This is a genomic window from Lascolabacillus sp., assembly GCF_028696275.1.
Taxonomy (GTDB): domain Bacteria; phylum Bacteroidota; class Bacteroidia; order Bacteroidales; family Dysgonomonadaceae; genus Proteiniphilum; species Proteiniphilum massiliensis.
The window spans coordinates 1-16,426 of sequence record NZ_JAQVHI010000043.1 but is presented as its reverse complement, the minus strand read 5'-3'; the positions used below and the strand labels follow the sequence as shown (position 1 = coordinate 16,426).

Below are 16,426 nucleotides of genomic sequence, written 5' to 3'. Positions count from 1 at the left end.
GGAAAGTAACTAATAATAATATAATTCAATAAAAGTGTTTACTATTAATTGATTACCTCTTCACTATAAACTAATTATAATCATAAAAAACATGAAGAAAACGTTTTTTTTGCTGATTGCTGTGTTTTGTTTATCAGTTTCAGCCCAGAATGGACCTAAAGACTCAAATACAAGTTATGCTAAGACAGTGCTGCAACCCTATGTGGAAAGTGGTCAGCTGGCCGGTGCTATTAGCGTGTTCTATAAGGACGGTGTGCAGGAAACCTGCGCCATAGGCTATGCCGACGTATCAGAAAAGCGCCCAATAGGTATGGATAATGTGTTCATGCAATGTTCACAGACAAAAGGATTTTGCGGAGTGACAATCGCTAAACTGGTGGAAGAGGGGCGTATTTCGCTCGACGATCCTGTTTCTAAGTATCTTCCTGAGTTTAATGAGTTATGGGTGTTAGTTGCTGAAAATGACAGTGTAAAGACCCTTCGTAAAGCAAAGAACGAACTTACTATCCGTATGGTACTAAACCATACTGGTGGCTTCCCTTTCGAAATTAGTGCCAAGCGTCCTGATGTCAGGGGTGGTGGATGGTCTGGAGGAGCACCCCTTCGCCAGACAGCTTCTATCGCTGCGGCTTCGCCTATCATGTTTGAGCCGGGTACACGTGAGCTCTATTCCAACACAGGAATTGATATTGGTGCAGCTGTTGTTGAAGTGGTCACAGGGATGAAATGGGAGGACTATTTAAAGCAAGAGGTGCTTGATCCCCTTGGAATGAAGTCTACATGGTTCTGGCCTACTGATGAACAGCTTAAAAACAAGATAGAGCTATATAAGTACAGCAAGGATGCTCCAGCCGAGTGGGTTGAAGAAATGGACTGGCAGCAACGACCTTATAATGACTCACATGTATTTGCATCTGCCGGTGCTGGTCTCTGGACAACTGCCAATGACCAGCTAAAGTTTTATAAGATGCTGATGAATCTTGGCTTAGGAGATAATGGTAATCGCATCTTGAAAGAAGAGACAGTGAAGAATCTTCTAGCACTTTCCACACGTCCTAAGGGGCTGAGTGGTTACTCACTAGGTTTATCAGCACCTGAAGAGGATAGCGAAGATGCATGGTTTGGTCATGGTGGAGCCTGGGGTACTAACTGTTCTGTAAATTGGCACAAGAAAGAGCTCAAGCTATGGGTAGTTCAATCTGCCGGAGGAGAACAACCATGGGTTGATGAGATAGCCAAGGCTGCTGAGAAGTTCTTTGCACAGCCAATGAGCAAATCAGGTGTAGATGCATATACCGGAAGAATGGAGTAATTAATTTAGCTCCCAATCTTTCTAATCAGATCCCTAACTCCAATTGCACACTCTGCAACTCGCTCAAAATTGACAATACCCAGGTTGTCTTTTGGAGTATGGGTAATCTCCTGACTCTCCATGTTTTCAATAAACCAGTTCGAACTCACAGCAATAGCAGGAGTTCTGTTCTGTAAAAAAAGACTATGGTCTCCCTGATACCATGGTAATCCTTCAATGATAAGAGGATTATCAGAAAGCATATCTTTAAAGGCTGTGCTGACATTTTCAGGGAGATTAAAGGGAGAAAAACATGAAAAACCTTCATGATACCCAGCACCATCAATGTTGATATTCAATAGGATAGGAAATGGATATACACCACCCGCCAATGCTTAATCACGCTTTGTAGCTGTTATTATTGCAAGAGGTCTGTTTCTTTCCAAGACAGAAATGAGATGCTGATGTTCTTCAGGGTTCCAAAAAGGAAATTTCTTTGGTGCAATCTGTTGTGAGGAGATGTCTCCGTATAAAAGAACGATCTTATCTGTTATGTTTGATTGTTCAAGCTTGTCAATTGTATCGATAGCAATTAATTCACCTTCTACGGAACAACCCAGCGAGTAATGTGATGAAAACACTTCAAAAGATTTATCACCGCAAGTCAGTTCAGCTCCCTCTGTTTTCCAATCAATAACAGATAGTTTGTTTGCTTCTGTCTGCCAGCCATACTCCTTCAATATCTTACCTGCGTAATCTGTTGCTAAGCGATTTTTCTCGCTTCCAACCCTGCGTTCACCTATCTCATTACAGAGTACATGCAAATGTGTTTTGATTCTTTCGACTAAATAGGCCTTTTCCATCTTAATTATCTGATTGATTTAATGTTCTCTCTACTCGTAGAAATTTAATGTTAAATGCTTTACAAAAATAGAATTTAAACTTTAACTTTTGGTGTCTTTTACAATAAAATACAACTGTCGTCAATACTAAATAGTAAATACTGACAATAAAGGTTTATAACAATATTATTTGAAAAAGGTGTTGAGGTATTATTTATGAGCAGATTCTTACTTTGTAAGCTCAGCCTGATCTAACGGTAGAATATCACACTCCATGAACAGATTGATGGTGATTAATTCGTCAACTTTTATCATTCCCATCATGTGAACAGGAGGTGTCAGGTTAAAATCACGTATATTGATCTCTTTTGTTATATCGAAAGTAAAGTTATTTCCATTTTTACCTGTTGTTACAGGGAAAATATATCTTTTTGTAACATCTGTAATTGTAACATCAATAACAGCATTTCCTACTGCTGATGTTGAAGATCTGTCGGCAAGTTCAATATGATCAAGTTTTATAAGCATTTTAGGGTATTGATCAGACTTTACCAATTTATTAAAATCTCTCAGCGCCATCTTGTTACTGGAGTTGAAGCTTTTTACAGGAATCTCCAGATTACTCTCACTTAAATATATTTTATCGTTTTTCCAAGAAGCAACAACATATAGTTTATTATCTATAAACTCCTTACTTGGTTGATCGAATGTAAAATCAACGACATTACTTTTCCCATGAATCGAAAGTACACTTTTATCCTTTACATCCACAGTAACAGGATATGAGTTAAGCTGTGCACTTAAAGTAAGTGACAATAGATAACATATAGTGAATATTGATATAAATTGTTTCATAACTTAACCTGAGAGATTAAAACCAAACCGGTATTTACTACCGGTTTGGTATACCTTTATTAATGTTAATTAAAATGCTATTGATCCAGCCAAAGTCAATCCATTGAATTCTGCATCAGAATAAATGCTGTTAGTTGGGAAACCATCATAATTCTGTTTGACATACTCTACTTTAGCCATAATGTTTTTGGTCATGTACCAACCTGCAGCAATTGCAGTACGGTTAATATCCGCTTTATAGGCAGGAGTTTCTCCAGCTGATGCCATATCAGCTTTTAACACATTGTATCGTCCACCAACATAAAACTGTTCATTTGCACCAAAACGTACTACTAAGTCGGTTACAAACTGATTTGCATCTCTAAGTTCGCTTTCACTTGTACTGCGTCCTTTTGCCTGTTCCAGAGTAGTAAATGATTCAAACGAAACGCCATCTGCAGGTGAATACTTTAAGAATAAGTTTCCCATCACAGCTTTTACCTTATCTCCGAAACCCGGACTAAATCTACCATTTGTATAAGCCGATGTTCCTGGTGCAACATGATACATAACTCCGTAATAATTTGAACCGGTACGGTCACCACTGAATAGAGTGTTTCTGTAAGATCCAGCAGTGTAGTAACCTGATCCGCTTACTCTAAGACGAAACTGGTCATTAATCTGCTTGTCAAAAGCCAGCTTTCCAATCAGAGCGGGATTCATCTTGCCATTAGAGTATCTGTTTGCAGCCAGAGTCGTATCAATCTTCTGTAATGAAGGATTAAGCTGTCCGTTAGTAATTGCACCCACAAGAGTGAAGTCTCCAAGATGAACGTCAACCTCTGCACCTATCTCTGTTGCAAATTCATCCATGATATGGTTTTCCATAAATGGATTGTAGAAAGTAAGACCACCATCTGAGCGACGAAAATGTGCATCTCCATAATTAACATCAAACTGACCTACTTTAATTGTAGTAACTTCCATAATATCATCAACAAAATCCCAGGGGAGGAAAGGCATTTTTTCTAATTGCAGAAAACCACCTTTTACCCATGTTTCGTTATGGTGGCGAGATGCCAGGTAAAGTTCAAAATTCAGGTAAATTCCATCTGACAGATTAGACTGAATAAATAGGTTTGCCTGTGGTAACCCAAAGTTATTAGTCAGAGGGACCAGTGTAAGGTCATTATCACTCACATATTCTCCATGTGCGTTGCTGTGATCAAGTGTAGAGTAGGGAAGTGTAAGTGCACCACCTATCTTCACATTCAAACCTTTAAATTCTGTATCTGTCTTAGGTGTTTCAAAAATGTTAATACCATCCTTGTTAGTTGGACGTAATTGAGCAAAAGCAATGCAGGTAGTTAATAAAGCAACTACAGCCAGGAGACTTCTTTTTTTCATATTCATTTAATGTTTTAATTAGATTTTTTTATTATTTATTTTGTGTGTAAGCTGTTGTGTCGAAGTCAACTGCGGCTCCTTCAAAGGTCACTTTGTAATTAACTGTAACCTGATCCTTAGTTTTCATAGTGCCTAACATTGCTGTGGGTGGCTTCATACCATAATCGCTCATCTTTATCGGTAGTGAACCTTCAAATGTATAAACTCCCGGACTTGCAGTTTTTCCATCTGCTTTTAGTGTAACCTTTTTGGTGGCACCGCTAAAACTAAGATTCCCTGTGATTGTTACAGCAATATTATCTCCTGTAACCTGAATTGAATTTAATTCGGTCATGTTGAATAAGATTGTCGGATTCTTAGGTTCATTAAAAGCTTCATGAGTTTTCTTGTCCATCAGATTTTCTCCACTGATAAGAGACTTTACAGGAATCTCCACTGTGAGTGTTTCAGGGCGATTGTTTGCAATTGTCATTTTGCCATTTACTTTAGTCGCATTAATCTTAAAATCGTGATTAACATTTGTCTCTCCGTTAATAGTAACGGTTGAAGATTTAATAGAAAGTGTTTGTGCCTGAGCAATTACTACTGTTGCCATGAACATTAGTAAAAATAAAGATCTGGTTAGGCCATTTGATAAAATCGTCTTCATAATTAAGTGTAAAATAGTTTAGTAATTAGTAATATTTTAATCCTATAGAATTGCTGTGATTAGTAAATACAGTTGACCTCCAAGAGATTCAAAGTATTCTTAAAATATTTGTATATAGTGATTTTTAAATTAGTTATACTTTTATGCTATAGTTTTAGTAGGATGAATAGACAAAAAAAATCTAAACGCATATTGCACAATCCTCTTTGGTTTCCTGCATAATCTGTTCCAGATTACTATCAGAAAGGATCTTTACAAATTGTTTGTGAAAATGTTTCCAGTACAAATTTGCTTTACAACACAACGATGTGCGTTCACAGAATGATTCATCTGAGATACATTGTACAACCATCACAGGCTCAAATGCAGTATAGATATCCAGCATTGTGATCTCAGAAGCCGGCTTTGCAAGAACGTAACCACTCCCTCTTCCTCCTACATTTCTAATCAAGCCTTTTAGTTTAAGAGCGCCGATGATGTAGTCCAGGTATTTGACTGAAATTTGCTGTTTATCAGCGATATCCTTCTGAAGGATACCCTCATTGTGCTGACAGTCGGCAATTTCAATCATTGTCCGTAGTCCATACCTTATTTTAGTGTTTACTTTCATCCTATTTAAAACAATAAACAAAAATAGTAGATTAATATTCAAATATAAATATAAGAATGAAAATTAACAATATTATAGGTTAAATGTGATACTAATTTATTAAAACTTATGGTTGGTGCATTAATCTAAATTGAAATATAAAAGATAAAATGGTAATTTCATTACCGTTTCAACTTATGTAGTGAGAATCTGAATATAAATCCTATCAGGAGCAGTACAACTCCCTTAATAATAACATTAATTGGCAATGAAACAGACATAGTTAAACATCCGGTTAATCCCAATATTGGAATTACTTTGTTATATATTCGTTTTTCCGGCGATTGTTTCAGAGCTGCAATATTTGTTATACTGTAATACAACAATATACTAAAAGTAGCTGCTCTAACTATAAATTCAAAAGATCCGATAATAGTTAGCAATACAATAATTACTCCAGTAATTAAAATTCCTATGTGTGGAACATGGTATTTTTGATGTATTCTTTTAAATATTGCAGGTAAATCATTTCTTCTTCCCATGGCCAGCATCATTCTGCTTATGCCTAATATTTGAGACAACAATACACCTAACATTGCTGTTGAAGCTCCAATAGTTACAATGGTACTAATTAACGGAGTAGATAGGGAATTTGCAACTATCTGTAAAGGTGACTTACTGTCAGCCATTTTTTCTGTACCAATAACCCCAACAGCGATTAAAGAAACAGAAATATAAAGTGTGATAGCTAAAACTATAGTTATTATAACTGCCTTTGGAATAGTTTTCTTTGGATCCCGAACTTCCTCAGCAAGTGTGGCAATTCTGGCATAACCAGTATATGCAAAAAAAAGTAAAGCTGAAGCTTCTGCAATTCCTGAAATGCCTAATGGAGCAAACGGAATAAAATTTTCTGTATTAATTGATGTGATTCCGCTAAAAATCAGGTATATAAGCGTTAGCAAAGTGATACTCACAATAGCCAGGTTTAATTTACCAACTTTTTTTATTCCGATGTAATTTGCAATTGTAAGTATTACTACAGCAATAATTGAATATTTTAATGGAGATAAAATCGGAACCAACTGGTAGAAATAGCTCCCAAATCCTATAGCTACAACACCAGCAGCTGTCAGTTTACTTATTAAAAACATCCAGCCTGCAGAAAAACCAAAAGCAGGATTTAAAAGTCTATAGCCATATTCATACGTTCCACCTGATTGCGGGTAAACAGCAGCCAGTTGTGCAGAACTTAAACCATTAAAAGCAGCAATCAGACCTGCGATAAATAGTCCAATTATAAAAGATGGACCAGCTACACCCGCCGCTACACCGGTTACAACAAAAATGCCGGCACCAATTATGGCCCCTAAACCAACGCCAACTGCGTCTTTTAATGTAAGTGCTCTAATTAGTTCTTTGGGTTCACCCATTTCATTATTTCAAAGTAACTGTCTTTCCTTCAGCAGCACTTTTCTTTGCGGCATCCAATATCTTTACAACAATTATATTATTCTCAAGCGATGAAAGGTCGGTGTTTTTCACTTTAATCTCCCCTTTTATTACGCTTGAGAAATAACTAAAAGGATCATTTGTCTCCAGTGGAAAATCAGTAATTTTCAGTTCCTGCTTAGGAGCAGAACGATTTAGCCTGAATTCAAGGTTATGTTGATCAGATGCTTCTACATAACCATCTTTTCCATAAATTGTTAAATCCTTTCTATCAACAGGCCAATTCCATGATCCCTGAATTATTGCCTGTGCATCAGGGTATGTTAGAATAATTGTAGCCTGGTCATCTACATTTGGATAGATGTCAGGTTTTATTGTCTGCAAAACTGAAGTAACCGTTTCAGGAATTTCATTTTGCATAATCCATGTCATAATATTTGCACCATAACATCCAAAATCAGTTACAGCTCCACCACCATTTAATACAGGATCAGTTAGCCAGGCAAGAAATTCAGGAGAACAACCAATTTCAACCGGACCTTTATGACCATCGTTGATCATAACCTTGTTAATCTCGCCAATTTCATTATTTGAAACAGCCATTTCAAAAGCTTTATAAATAGTCGGATACCAAGTTGTTTCGTAATTTGTTAAAAGATAAATATTGAATTCCCTGGCTAATCTCTTCATCTTTTCAGCATGTTCAGCACTTACAGCCAAAGGCTTCTCAACCATCACATGTATTCCTCTGGGAGCACAAACTTCAACTGTTTTCAAATGATCATAGATTGAATTAAAAGCAACTACCCCCTCTGGTTTAGTCTTTTCTACCATAGTTTGCAGATCATCATATACCATACTGAGATCAAATCCATATCTGTCAGCAAGCTCTTTAGCTCTCTTTTTATCTGACTCAGCAATCCCAACTATCTGTATGTCGCTACGTTTTTGATAATTGTTTAATATTCCATGTACGTGATCATGAGATAATCCATCAATTCCTATTCTTACAGGATCGAGCGATTGCGCACTGGATGGTTGAATGCAAAGAAGAGTAAATAAAATCAGAATTAGAGTAGTGATCTTCATGTTTTCTCTATTTTAATGTATTTATTAGTAAGATGGCGAAGATAATATTATTATTCCTTTTCCAAATTTTCTTTCATCTCTTTTAGAATATCATTCCATCCGGCAGTAAAGCTTGCTTTAGAGAAATACCTGCTATCTTCGTCGGTTATATTTTCGAGTCCTTCATGTTTTAATAAAACTTTAGTTGACTCACCTTCAGGCGTCAGTTCCCATGTGAGAGTAGAAATTCCCGGGCTGTAACCTGGATACTCCCATGTATGTTTCAATTTTTTATTTGGTATAACTTCAACAATTTTAAACAGATGACGAAAATCATGTACTCCTTCTTCATCAGTTATGGAGACAACAAAATCAAAAATCTCACCCTCTTTTGCTTCGAAATTTGATATGTTGAAATACCATTTTTTCATTTTCTCGGGGTGGGTTAGTGCCTCCCAAACTTTTTCGGCACTCCTTTTTATAGTAATTTCTTTTTTATACATAATGCATAAGTATTAATATGTAATTATATAATAATATTGCTCTATAGGTAAATCAATGTTTTAAAATCCTTTCAGGTGAAAAAAGTTGCTCATATTTACTGTTTCCGGATGTTATTATATCACAAATTACTATAGCTGCAACTGTACCTAAAATTATATCATCACCACCGTAACCTATTGCACAAAACACATTTTGATGATTTCCCGGCAAATATCCAATATATGGCAAACCATCTTTACTCTTATAAAGTTTTGTCTTCCATTTATATACAATTTCTTCTATATCAAAATATAGTTTAAGGTTTTTATAAAGTTTCTCAAAGCTTTTATTTGAGTTATTTAAGCTATCAGCTATATTATCTTCACCCCCTGCAATTAAAAAATCGTTTTCATCAAGAGTGTGAGATCTGTATGAATGGTGTGGCTCAAACATATCGTAAGCCATAGCTTCTGGGTAATATCCATTTTTAAGTTTTAGAGCCATGGCAAAACGAATATAAGGGTTGATATATTTGTTTAAAATACTATCACCTGGAGGTGTATTATTGGCATAAATCAGATATTTACAGTTTATAGGACCTTTGCTGGAGTCAGCAACGATAATTGTATTTTCATCAATACTAGAAGTAACCGAACAATTTTCTAAAAACATACCACCTGAATGTACAAACTCCTTGAGCAGTATTCTTAAATATCTTAATGGATGAAATTGTGCCTGATTGTGAATTTCAATAACTCTTACAGATGGTATTCTAAAAGGGTTTGTATTAGTCTCGATAGCATCAATTCCTACCAAATGATTTCCTTCGATTATATTTTGTAGTTCATCATCCTGTCTTTCATCTAATGAAAACAGATATCCATTTCTGATCGCATAATCACAGTAAATCTGGTAAATATTTATATTATCCTTAATAATATCACTTGCTTCCCTAGCAGCTTTTGCAAGTAATTTGCCTGAGTCGAGACCGTATGTTTTGATAACCTTATGATACGGTGTCTCAAAGTAGTTGTTTATGTGAGCTGTTGAACCTCCTGTTGAGCCATAACCCATGTTGCCGGCTTCAACCAAAATGCATTTAAACCCTTTTTTCTGAAGCATCAGTGCAGTTGTAATTCCTGTGATGCCCGCACCTACGATTAAAATATCGGAATCTGGTATCGAATTAATGTTTTCCTGACCGTAGTGTTTTACCTCGGTTTGCCAAATACTTTCTAAATGACCGCCTCTTTCCATAGAATTGCCGGATTAAGGAGTTACACACAGTTTTGTATGTTGTAAATTAAACCGCTTTAATATGGTTTTTGTTCAACATATGAGCAGTTTATAAGAGGTACAGATACTTGAAAGATTTGGTTCTATCAGAAAGTTTAAAGAATCTATACAACTTCACTTAAAGTGAAATATTCAGACTTATCAGCATAGATAAAGATGATTGAACCATCCTTTATTGTATTTATAATTGGTTTATTCAACTCCTGAGGCAGTGCAGGACAACCAAAACTTCGTCCTAGCCTACCAGTTGATCTGATGAAATCCTCACTGCAATAATCTGCTCCATGGATAACAACCGCACGTGGTCTGGCTTTATCATTTATTCCTTTTTCGAGACCGTCAAGTCTCAAAGAAAATCCGTTACCCCCATTATATGTTTCAGCAGTTCTGTAAAAACCAAGTGAACTTTTATAGGATCCACTTTTGTTTGAAAAAGATGTTGCAAAGTTATCGCCACTGTTTCTGCCATGAGCAACATATGATACAAACAGAACCTCTTTTCTGTTAAGATCCAGAACGTACAATCTTTTATCAGTAGAGGGTAAATTGTAATTGATTATAGTGAGCAGAGGATTATTATCCTTATTTAACTTTTTATAACCGGAATATGCTGATTCAAAGGCTTTAAAATCAATCAATCCTTCAAGATTCATTTGCTGAAATAATAGTTCAGTGTCATCAAACTGATACTTTTCAACTAAATATTCATATACGGGGATATCCTTTCCTATAGGGAAACTGAAAGCTGATATTATAGTAAATATAATAGAAATTAGAACTGTACGCATAGTTTAATTCGAGAAAATTGTTCCCAAATATACTATTTTTCATAAACTAAAATGTTAATCAATTACAACAACAACTGCCTCTTTCACAGTTATAAGGTCAAATACAAATTTCGCCTGCGATGAAGCAACTCTCACACACATATGTGAGCGTGGTGTTGTGCCAAGCGTATTGCTCCATTCAATTATCCTGGTTTGGGGTAATTGGGTAGGAACTCCATGAATGTAAGCTCCATTGGTAAATCGGGATGCATATGGAGCATATCCTGCAATTTCATTTGATCCATCTTTTGTGTAGAACATCTTCTCTTTTTGATCCTGTATTGCGAATATGCCAATTGGGGTTTCTGAAGCATATGGAGGCTTATGAACTCCGGTAGTTGCCGGATTCATACTTAGTATATTCCAGGTATTATCTCTTTTTTCTATAACAGAAATATTCTGATTAGTTACATCTACAGCAATAACTTGATTGATTTTAATGCTATCGCCCCAGTTTATCAAATAGCGGTTAGGAATAAGATATTCTCCATCAAATGAGACACCTTTTACTCTAATCATTTCTGTTGTATCATTATCTATAATTTTTGCTATCCAGCCATCTCTGCCATAACGTACAAGTACTGTATCTCCTTGAATACTGTAAAGAGGTACTGACTGGTATCGTTCTATACCATAATGATCTGATACTCTCCTGTATTCATTCCTTACAAAGTCTGGAACAGTTGGGGCTTCACCATTCATATTTTTGTAATTACTGAAAACCACAAACTTTTTTGAGTCGCTGTTTATGTTGATCTCATTTTCAATGTGAGCGATTTTTTCTTTTATTTTATTCCATTGAAAATATCTTATGGTATCCTCATATTCATACTGATCATCAAGTATATATTTCTCAAACTGAATCTCTTTAGTTAAATTGATGTCAGATGCAGATAATATCTTGACTGTTTCTACTACTTCAGTTATTGAGTCTGTAACTGATATAAAATCATCTATAATACCTTCAGAGTCATTTTTAAATTCATTACATGCGGTAAAAATCAGGAATGTGAACAGGTATAAAATTATTGAGGTAGTATCTATGCGAACAGAAAACAGTTTTCTCATACAACTGGTTTTGAAATTCTATTTGATTTTTAAAATTAAAACATGAATTTGTTTATAATGTTCATATAGATTGACACAACTTTTGCTGTTGCGAATATCTATAATAGCATCAGATATATTTGTTATAACAGATAAACTTATCTCCAACTAGAATCTTAACTGACTCTTATCTGGTTCTTATTTAGTTCTTATCTGGCTCTTATATTCGTTATATAATACAGGATTAATAAAGAGTTTGGTCAGACTAATTTTGGTGTCTGATTTGTATATAAAGCATAGAAAATGTTAATTAAACCGAAGTGTTGATCAGTGTCGCCATGGTGACAATTTTCACTCCCTGTAGTACCTAACTTTGTATTGCAAAAAAAATAGAGATTCGTATTAAGAATTAATTATTAAAGAAAGGATAAAATATGAAATCAGTTACTTTACAACTAGAAACACTTACCTGCCCATCTTGCATACAGAAGATAGAGGGTGCATTAAAGGGTCTTGATGGAATTGATCCGGAAAGCGTTAAAGTGATGTTTAATTCCAGCAAAGCAAAAGTAAATTATGATGAAGAAAAAGTGTCAATAGAAAAAATAGAAAAATCCATTTCCAGGTTAGGTTATAAAATAGAGAAATCTAAAGTTTAATCTGTTTATAAGCGCCAATTTATTAAATATCTGCGATATAACAAAGAGAAAAATCATGTTTTTGTTCATAAAATAAATAAATTTTTAATTATATCTTTGTTTTAATAGTTTTCTTGTATCACTCCAAAACAAACAGATATGAATAAGAAACTGGCGCTTTTTATAGTTATTACTTACGCAATATCGTGGGCCGCCTGGTTGCCAATACTTGACAAAATAGAGTCTAGTCCTTTTGAATCGGCACCTTTAGTTTTATTACTTTTTTTCATAGGAGCGTATAGTCCTACAATTACTGCAATTCTCTTAACAGCTGCCCTTGAAGGTAAAAGAGGAATAAAAGAGTTGTTTTCAAGGTTCAGACTAAAAAGTGTAAAAAAACGATGGATAATTATAAGTTTACTGGTAGGACCGTTCATATATAGCTTAGCATTTGTTTTATATGTACTTTTCGACGGTAGTATAGGAGATGTAAATTATGGACTTCTGCCATGGCTTCCGATTGTATTTATAGTACCAATAGTATTTGGCCCATTAGCAGAGGAAATTGGATGGAGAGGATATTTATTGCCTATTTTAAGTCCAAAATCTAAACCTATACAATCCAGTTTACTTGTTGGATTCATATGGGCATTATGGCATGCCCCACTATTTTTCGCAAAATCCGGAACAGCAATCAGTGGATTTACTATAACAATACCATTGGTTGTTCTCTTTTTTATAGCAGTTATAGCATCGAGTTTTATCTATACCTGGGCATATAACAACACGTTAGGTAATTTAAGCATTGCAATTTTCATACATTTAAGTATGAATTCCTCTGGAACAATTCGCGGTATGCTTTTCCCTGAAATGACATTGGAAGAATCTCTTCAATACTATATATATTACACAGCTGTGTTATGCTCTGTTATAATTATCGGTTTTATAATTTTAAGGAAAAAAGTATAAAAGCGAGGTGTTTTTTTTAATGTAATAATAAACTCAGATGTCTCTTATGTGACATATATAACCTTTTGCCATACCTAACTTTGCATATTAAATAATAGTAGTATGCAAAGTTTTATATTTAAAAATAAGAATCTCATTACCTTTTTGAGTGCTATCCTTATTACAACTGCTTTCATAAGTAAATGGACAGTTGATAATTTGTATCTGTTCACCTGGTCTCTGGTTATAGCCACTGTAATTGGTGCACTCCCAATTGCACTACAAGCTTATCAGGCTATTAGAATAAAGGTAGTAAGTATAGATGTACTGGTCACAATAGCGGTGATTGGAGCTTTTCTTATACAGAATTATGAAGAATCAGCAATTGTTACTTTCCTATTCCTTTTCGGTGCTTATCTTGAACAACGTACTTTAAAACATACCCGTTCTGCTATTAAAGAGCTTACCGATATGGCTCCTGAAAGTGCTTTAAAGATGATGGAGAATGGGGAATTTATTGAGATAGATGTGGATGATGTTAATGAGGGAGATCTGCTGCTTGTGAAAACTGGAGCAAAAGTTCCGGTAGACGGAAGAGTCATTTCCGGTGAAGGCTATATAAATGAAGCAAGTATAACAGGTGAATCATTACCCGTAGATAAAGAGAAGGATTCAATGGTTTATGCAGGTACAATTTTAGAAAATGGTACTCTTCAGATAGTTGCTGACAGAGTAGGTGAGGATACCACGTTTGGAAGGATCATTGATTTGGTTGAAGAGGCTCAGGATTCTAAGTCGCAAGTTGAAAAGTTTATTGATCGATTCTCTAAATATTACACACCTGTTGTACTTATTCTTGCATTCGTCGTGTGGATTATTACCAATAACATAGAGCTGGCTATAACCTTATTGGTACTGGGATGCCCGGGGGCATTAGTGATAGGTGTGCCTGTATCTAATGTTGCCGGAATTGGTAATGGTGCCCGTCACGGTGTACTGTTGAAGGGGAGTGAGGTTATCACCGAGTTTAGCAAGGTTAATAGCATGGTTTTTGATAAAACCGGTACTTTGACTGTTGGGGATCCTTCTGTCTCAGAAACGATATACTATACAGAAGATTCTGCCATGGTACTAAGCTATCTTGCCAGTATTGAGCGTGAGTCTGATCATCCACTGGCAAAAGCGATTCTCAATGAGTTAGGTGAAATAGAATTACATAATGTTGAGAATACAGAGGTAGTTAAGGGTGGGGGAATTGTAGCCAACATTAACGGACAAAGGATTGCAGTTGGCAATATATCACTAATGGAAAAAGAAGATGTCACTTTAAGTGATAATGTAATGGCAGATATTGACCGTTTGATAAAGAAAGGCAATTCGCTGGTTCTTACATCTGTTGATGGAAAACTAAAACTTTTGATAGGGATAAGAGATCAAATACGGTCTGGAGTTAAGAAAGAGCTTAGCAGACTTAAAAAGATGGGAGTTAAAAATCTTATTATGCTTTCAGGGGATAATCAGGGTGCAGTTGATGTGATTAGTCGTGAACTTGGTCTCTCCGAAGCATATGGAGATATGTTGCCCGAAGATAAATCAGCCTATATTAATAAGCTACAGTCTGAAGGTCAGATTGTTGCATTCATCGGAGACGGTGTTAATGATAGTCCCTCTCTCGCTTTAGCCAATGTAGGCATTGCCATGGGAAGCGGTACAGATGTTGCTATAGAAACTTCGGATCTGGTTTTAATGAATTCAGACTTTAGCAGACTAACTCATGCTCTAGGATTGACAAAAGCAACATCCAGGAATATGAAACAAAATATTGTTATCGCTCTTGGAGTAGTCTTGGTGTTATTTACCGGGTTATTGTTTAGTGGCTGGGTTAGCATGTCTGTAGGAATGCTTGTACATGAATTAAGTATATTGGTTGTAATACTGAATGGCATGAGACTGCTTGGGTATAAGTTGTAACTTGCTATTTTTTTATCTGCCTGTTTTTTAATATTTTTGTGTGAACTGTGAGGTCCCTCATACCTTCACGAAAATAATAGTGAATTCTTATGGAATTAGGTTATGAAGCCCGTTATTTTTAAATATTGTTTTAAGGTTATCAAGTTTCAATGATTTATGAAGAGAGTTAAAATAGGTTTGCGTATTCTGATTTTAATTGCAGGAATACTCTTAATTGGTAATGGTGTTGCACTAACAATTAGATCGGATCTTGGTACAAGTCCTATTTCTTCTATACCCTACGTATTAAATCTGATATTACCTAATATAACAGTGGGTACATTCGCCATTATTATAAATCTAATCATGGTGCTAATACAGGTGATAATCCTTAAGAAAAAATCAAGTATTAATCAGCTTGTTCAAATTCCATTACTCTTTCTACTGGGTTTTTCTATCGACTTGAATCTATATCTGACGCAGTCGTTAGATCCTAATAACTATATTCTACAGATCATTACGGTAATCTTAGGCTGTTTTATAATGGCATTTGGTATTTTTCTTGAATTGAAAGCTGATGTGGGTTATCTTCCCGGAGAAGGACTCACACTTGTAATTTCTGAAGCTTATGATATCAATTTCGGAAAGACTAAAGTTGCAATAGACACTTCGTTTGTTGTTATTTCTGTTATTTTGGCATTTACCTTTTATGGAAAACTGGAAGGAATACGCGAAGGAACAATATTGGCTGCACTGTTTGTGGGTACAATAGCTAATATATATCAAAAAAGAATACTTTTCCTTGATAAGATATTAAAACCCGAAAAAGCAATTGAGTACGTTACTCAACCATATATGATAACTGACAATTTTGTAATCACAATATCTCGTCAGTATGGAAGTGGGGGACATGCAGTTGGTGAAATAATTGCAAAAAAGCTAGGAGTTGGATTTTATGATAGTAAAATTATAGATCTTACTTCTATTGCGAGTGGCTTTACACCAGAGTATGTAGAAAAACATGAACAGAAACTACCTAATGGTTTGCTTGATAAATTATACAATAGTAATTACTCCTACATTAATGAGGTTATTCCTCCAAATG

General features: G+C 35.3%; 17 protein-coding genes. 5 read left to right on the top strand and 12 right to left on the bottom strand.

Annotation, left to right across the window (positions count from 1 at the left end; translation table 11 throughout):
• Positions 1-91: 91 nt before the first annotated feature.
• Entirely contained in the window at positions 92-1,312 is a 1,221-nt protein-coding gene (locus tag PHO43_RS08920; protein WP_288011986.1) for a serine hydrolase domain-containing protein, read from the top strand.
• 5 nt (positions 1,313-1,317) lie between these two features.
• Here the strand turns inward: PHO43_RS08920 and PHO43_RS08915 are convergent, their stop codons facing one another.
• From PHO43_RS08915 to PHO43_RS08860, 12 genes are all read right to left on the bottom strand, one after another.
• On the bottom strand, positions 1,318-1,683 hold the full coding sequence (locus PHO43_RS08915) for a hypothetical protein (RefSeq protein WP_288011984.1): 366 nt from the start codon (positions 1,681-1,683) through the stop codon (positions 1,318-1,320).
• 3 nt (positions 1,684-1,686) lie between these two features.
• The gene (locus PHO43_RS08910; RefSeq protein ID WP_288011982.1) at positions 1,687-2,154 is read right to left on the bottom strand and encodes a hypothetical protein; all 468 of its coding nucleotides are present in this window, start codon (positions 2,152-2,154) and stop codon (positions 1,687-1,689) included.
• A 207-nt stretch (positions 2,155-2,361) separates the two neighbouring features.
• Positions 2,362-2,988, bottom strand: a complete 627-nt coding sequence (locus PHO43_RS08905; protein ID WP_288010148.1) for a YceI family protein — start codon at positions 2,986-2,988, stop codon at positions 2,362-2,364.
• A 69-nt stretch (positions 2,989-3,057) separates the two neighbouring features.
• The gene (locus PHO43_RS08900) at positions 3,058-4,374 is read right to left on the bottom strand and encodes a hypothetical protein (RefSeq protein ID WP_045090937.1); all 1,317 of its coding nucleotides are present in this window, start codon (positions 4,372-4,374) and stop codon (positions 3,058-3,060) included.
• A 31-nt stretch (positions 4,375-4,405) separates the two neighbouring features.
• Complete coding sequence (locus tag PHO43_RS08895; protein ID WP_052673179.1) at positions 4,406-4,969, bottom strand: YceI family protein; 564 nt, start codon at positions 4,967-4,969, stop codon at positions 4,406-4,408.
• A 235-nt stretch (positions 4,970-5,204) separates the two neighbouring features.
• Positions 5,205-5,633, bottom strand: a complete 429-nt coding sequence (locus PHO43_RS08890) for an RrF2 family transcriptional regulator (RefSeq protein ID WP_045089936.1) — start codon at positions 5,631-5,633, stop codon at positions 5,205-5,207.
• A 161-nt stretch (positions 5,634-5,794) separates the two neighbouring features.
• Complete coding sequence (locus PHO43_RS08885; RefSeq protein WP_288011980.1) at positions 5,795-7,045, bottom strand: APC family permease; 1,251 nt, start codon at positions 7,043-7,045, stop codon at positions 5,795-5,797.
• 4 nt (positions 7,046-7,049) lie between these two features.
• Positions 7,050-8,153, bottom strand: a complete 1,104-nt coding sequence (locus PHO43_RS08880; RefSeq protein WP_053826072.1) for a Gfo/Idh/MocA family protein — start codon at positions 8,151-8,153, stop codon at positions 7,050-7,052.
• Positions 8,154-8,203: 50 nt separating this feature from the next.
• Complete coding sequence (locus PHO43_RS08875; protein ID WP_053826073.1) at positions 8,204-8,635, bottom strand: SRPBCC family protein; 432 nt, start codon at positions 8,633-8,635, stop codon at positions 8,204-8,206.
• A 52-nt stretch (positions 8,636-8,687) separates the two neighbouring features.
• Positions 8,688-9,872: an NAD(P)/FAD-dependent oxidoreductase gene (locus PHO43_RS08870; RefSeq protein ID WP_288011977.1), complete on the bottom strand. Its 1,185-nt coding sequence runs from the start codon at positions 9,870-9,872 to the stop codon at positions 8,688-8,690.
• Positions 9,873-10,015: 143 nt separating this feature from the next.
• On the bottom strand, positions 10,016-10,699 hold the full coding sequence (locus PHO43_RS08865; RefSeq protein WP_288011975.1) for a murein L,D-transpeptidase catalytic domain family protein: 684 nt from the start codon (positions 10,697-10,699) through the stop codon (positions 10,016-10,018).
• A gap of 54 nt (positions 10,700-10,753) precedes the next feature.
• Positions 10,754-11,806: a L,D-transpeptidase gene (locus tag PHO43_RS08860; RefSeq protein WP_045089932.1), complete on the bottom strand. Its 1,053-nt coding sequence runs from the start codon at positions 11,804-11,806 to the stop codon at positions 10,754-10,756.
• 413 nt (positions 11,807-12,219) lie between these two features.
• Between PHO43_RS08860 and PHO43_RS08855 the strand changes: the two genes are divergently transcribed.
• The 4 genes from PHO43_RS08855 to PHO43_RS08840 all read left to right on the top strand — a co-directional run.
• Positions 12,220-12,444: a heavy-metal-associated domain-containing protein gene (locus tag PHO43_RS08855; protein WP_045089931.1), complete on the top strand. Its 225-nt coding sequence runs from the start codon at positions 12,220-12,222 to the stop codon at positions 12,442-12,444.
• A 138-nt stretch (positions 12,445-12,582) separates the two neighbouring features.
• Positions 12,583-13,392 carry a type II CAAX endopeptidase family protein gene (locus PHO43_RS08850; protein WP_288011973.1) on the top strand — a complete coding sequence of 270 codons (810 nt, stop codon included), beginning with the start codon at positions 12,583-12,585 and terminating at the stop codon, positions 13,390-13,392.
• Between the two features lie 102 nt (positions 13,393-13,494).
• Positions 13,495-15,342: a heavy metal translocating P-type ATPase gene (locus PHO43_RS08845; RefSeq protein WP_288011971.1), complete on the top strand. Its 1,848-nt coding sequence runs from the start codon at positions 13,495-13,497 to the stop codon at positions 15,340-15,342.
• A gap of 156 nt (positions 15,343-15,498) precedes the next feature.
• Positions 15,499-16,426, top strand: a 928-nt coding sequence (locus PHO43_RS08840) for a DUF6198 family protein (RefSeq protein ID WP_288011969.1), incomplete at its 3' end; no start/stop codon positions are given.